We start from the raw sequence: 4,112 nt of genomic DNA on the forward strand, positions 1-4,112 counted from the left end.
GAAGTAGAAGCATTTTTGGCACAGCTTCATACACCGAATAGGAAAAAATAATACTTTTTGAAACAATATTCAAAGAAAATCTACAATTCACCTTTATATTTAAAATACCCGAAAATTTTAATCATATCCTCATGACAAAAATGGTAAACTAGCGCGAAATTACATGAGGAGTTTTAATGCTTGACATACATTTACCATTGATGTTGTTCGTTCTAGCTTTGTTTCTAACCCTGCTTGTTCTTTTAAATAATATGCTATTTCAGCCATTAGTGAAATTTATGGATGACAGAGACAATTCTTTAGCAAAAGATTTAGAAGCTGCAAAAGGGATAAGTGGCAACAGTGACGAGCTAAATGCGAAGGCGGATGAAATTATTAGCAATGCTAAAAATGAAGCTGCGGGTATCAAACAGAAAGCGATCGATGACGAGAAAACATTGGCTGCCGCTAAAATTGAGACCAAACAAAATGAATTAGAAACTGAGTATAACAAGTTTGTAGAAAAGCTTAACTCTGACAAAGAGAACCTTAAAAACGCTCTTCTTTCTCAAATGCCTCTTTTTAAAGAGAGCCTCAAAGCTAAATTTAGCAAATTATAGGAAGGGACGAATATGAAAAAAACTGTATGGTTGTCTTTGCTTATGCTACCTGCTGTTCTTTTAGCGAGTGGTGCCGATGCAGAATCCAGCCGTTATTTTGCACAAACAGGTAGAGAGACAGACTTTTTGCCAAGAGTGGTGAACTTTGTTATCTTTGCATCATTGCTTTATTATCTGCTGGCTAATCCGATCAAAAACTTTTTTAAGGGAAGAAGTGAAGGAATAGCAGCACAATTGAGCGAGATAGAAGAAAGACTTCAAGCCGCGAAAGATGAGAAAAAAGAAGCGCAGAACCGTTTGGAAAAAAGTGAACAGAAAGCAGCACAGATCATTGCCGATGCAAAAGAAGAAGCAATTTTGCTAGCGGGAAAAGTCGCTGCTGCCAACCAAAATGAACTGGCATTGATGGATAAGCAACTTCAAGACAAGATGGCATTTGAAGAAAGAAAAGCTGCAAGAGAAACGATAGAGGAGATCTTGAGCGAAAATATCACCAATGAGGATATCATGCTTGATGAATCGAAAGTGGTTGAAATTATTTCTAGGAAGGTGGCATAAGATGGAAGAATTGATTGCTAAAAGATATGCACAGGCACTTTCGTCTGTATCGAAAGACCTTCCGGCTGTTCTCGAGGTCTTGAATGTACTAAGTGAAGCGGTCAGCAGTCCTGAGATCCAGACTGCATTGAGATCGCCGATCATCTCCAATGAGGACAAGACAGCAATGGTCTTATCAGCGCTTGGTAATGATAACGCCACATTAGTGAACTTTATCAAGATATTAGGTGAGAATAAAAGACTTGACCTGATCCCTGCGGTCACAAAAGTACTCAACAGGGATCAGCAAAGAGCTTCGAACCAGTATGAAGGTGTATTGAGAAGTGCATCCACACTGGATGAAGCAGCATTGAACGATCTTGAAGAGACACTTAAAAAGTATACAGGTTCAACAATTAAATTAAGACAGGAAAAAAGTGATCTTGAAGGGTTGCGTGTTTCAGTCGATGATTTGGGTATAGAGGTAAACTTCTCTAAGCAGAGAGTTAAAGAACAATTAATTGATTTCATTCAGAAATCTTTATAGTTATCTAACAGAAAGGAGTATCAGTGGCAGTTAAATTGCAAGCAGATGAGATAAGTTCGATCATCAAAGAAAGAATTGAGAATTTTGAAATTGATGTTGACATCAATGAAGTAGGAAAAGTAGTAGGTATCGCAGACGGTATTTCAACCGTATATGGTCTTAACAATGTTATGGCCGGTGAAGTGGTTGAGTTCGACAATGGTGCCAAAGGACTTGTATTAAACCTTGAAGAGGCGAATGTCGGTGTGGTTGTTCTTGGTTCAAGTGCAGGTATCAAAGAAGGAATGAGCGTAAAAAGAGCGGGAGACCTTCTGAAAACACCAGTAGGTGATTCATTTATGGGTAGAGTAGTGAACCCACTAGGTGAACCGGTTGATGGTAAAGGTGCGATCGATGCTGCTGAGCATAGATTCATTGAAGAAAAAGCACCGGGGATCATGGCGAGAAAATCAGTGCATGAACCACTACAAACAGGTATCAAAGCCATTGATGCACTTGTACCGGTAGGTAGAGGGCAAAGAGAGCTTATCATCGGTGATAGACAAACGGGTAAAACCACATTGGCTATCGATACGATCATCAACCAAAAAGGTCAAGATGTCGTATGTATCTATGTGGCGATCGGTCAAAAGCAATCAACAGTCGCTGCTACGGTGAAGAAACTTGAAGAGCATGGTGCAATGGATTACACGATCATTGTAACGGCAGGTGCATCAGAATCTGCAGCACTTCAGTTCCTAGCACCATATGCGGGTGTCACTATGGCTGAGTACTTCAGAGACAATGGTAGACATGCAGTGATCTTCTATGATGACCTTTCAAAGCATGCGGTTGCCTACAGAGAGATGTCATTGATCCTTAGAAGACCTCCGGGTAGAGAGGCATACCCTGGTGACGTTTTCTATCTTCACTCAAGACTACTTGAGAGAGCTGCGAAACTTTCTGATGAGAATGGTGCAGGTTCTATTACAGCATTCCCGATCATTGAGACACAGGCAGGTGACGTTGCGGCCTATATTCCGACCAACGTGATCTCTATTACAGATGGTCAGATCTTCCTTGAGACGGACCTGTTCAACTCGGGTATCAGACCGGCGATCAACGTAGGTCTTTCCGTATCCAGAGTTGGTGGTGCTGCGCAGATCAAAGCAACGAAACAAGTATCCGGTACATTGAGACTTGACCTTGCTTCATTTAGAGAGCTTCAGGCATTTGCCCAGTTCGCATCTGACCTTGATGACCATACAAGAGGTCAACTTGAGCGTGGACAGAGAATGGTAGAGGTACTCAAGCAAGGACCATATGCGCCAGTTCCTATTGAAAAGCAGGTTGTGATCATCTTTGCCGGTGCGAACGGATACCTGGATGATATTCCAGTAGCTTCAGTAACGAAATTTGAAGCAGACCTTATGCCATTCATGGAAGCAAAATATTCTAACATTCTTGATGCTATCAGAAGTGAGAAAAAGATCTCTGATGATACCGATGGGGAATTACGTAAAGCTATCGAAGATTTCAAAGCTTCATTCGCTGGATAAGAAAGGCTTATTATGGCTAATTTAAAAGAGATAAAGCGTAAGATAGGAAGTGTCAAGAACACACAAAAGACCACTAACGCCATGAAACTTGTCTCTTCTGCAAAATTGAAAAGAACAGAAGAACTTGCAAAAAGATCTAGAGTCTACGCTGCCAAATTGACCGAACTCCTCAACGAGATCGCTCAAAAAATGCAGCAGGCGAACGTAGATGGTGTCGACAATGCCTATTTTAAGGATGTACAAAATCCTAAAATGGTTGATATCGTATTCATCACAGCAGACAAAGGTCTTTGTGGCGGTTTTAATGCACAGACGATCAAAAGGGTCAACAAGCTGGTTGCGGAATATAAAGCCGATAATGTGAAAGTGCGTCTTAGAGCAGTCGGAAGAAAAGGTATTGATTATTTTAAATTCAACAATGTTGAGTTAAATACTGAGATCACCGGACTTTCAGCAGCACCGGATTTTCAGCAGGCTGCAGAGTTCATCTCTGACGTGGCTGAGTCGTATGTCAAAGGTGAAACCGACAAGATTATTTTGGTACACAATGGTTATGTGAACATGATCACCCAAGAGATCAGGGAAGAGCAGGTTTTACCCGTCGACACATCAAAGCTGGAGCTTAATGCCATTTCAACTTCAGAACTTGAAGTAGAACCGGATGATGACGACACACTTCTTGATGCGTTGGTGAAGCGTTATGTCGAGTATACCATGTATTACTCACTGATCGATTCATTGGCGGCAGAACACTCTGCACGTATGCAGGCGATGGATGCAGCAACAAGCAATGCAAAACAGATGGTTAAAGAGCTTACTGTAAAGTATAACAAAGCAAGACAAGAAGCCATTACTACTGAGCTCATAGAGATCATCAGTGGTGTGGAATCA

Annotated in this window: 5 protein-coding genes; all 5 read left to right on the forward strand. The window is 41.1% G+C overall.

All coding sequences use genetic code 11. From position 1 onward, the window contains the following. Positions 1–176: 176 nt before the first annotated feature. A complete protein-coding gene (locus VIM88_RS03740; RefSeq protein WP_331861543.1) occupies positions 177–599 on the forward strand; it encodes a F0F1 ATP synthase subunit B' in 423 nt (140 codons plus the stop codon). Positions 600–611: 12 nt separating this feature from the next. Next, positions 612–1,157, forward strand: coding sequence for a F0F1 ATP synthase subunit B (locus tag VIM88_RS03745; protein WP_331861544.1), 546 nt, complete (start codon positions 612–614; stop codon positions 1,155–1,157). A 1-nt stretch (position 1,158) separates the two neighbouring features. Next, the gene (locus VIM88_RS03750) at positions 1,159–1,683 is read left to right on the forward strand and encodes a F0F1 ATP synthase subunit delta (protein ID WP_331861545.1); all 525 of its coding nucleotides are present in this window, start codon (positions 1,159–1,161) and stop codon (positions 1,681–1,683) included. A gap of 23 nt (positions 1,684–1,706) precedes the next feature. Next, on the forward strand, positions 1,707–3,221 hold the full coding sequence (gene atpA, locus VIM88_RS03755; protein WP_331861546.1) for a F0F1 ATP synthase subunit alpha: 1,515 nt from the start codon (positions 1,707–1,709) through the stop codon (positions 3,219–3,221). A 12-nt stretch (positions 3,222–3,233) separates the two neighbouring features. Beyond that, the coding region (gene atpG, locus VIM88_RS03760) for an ATP synthase F1 subunit gamma (RefSeq protein WP_331861547.1) at positions 3,234–4,112 on the forward strand (879 nt) is incomplete at its 3' end.

It is taken from the genome of Sulfurovum sp., assembly GCF_036568385.1.
In the GTDB taxonomy this organism is placed as follows: Bacteria; Campylobacterota; Campylobacteria; order Campylobacterales; family Sulfurovaceae; genus Sulfurovum.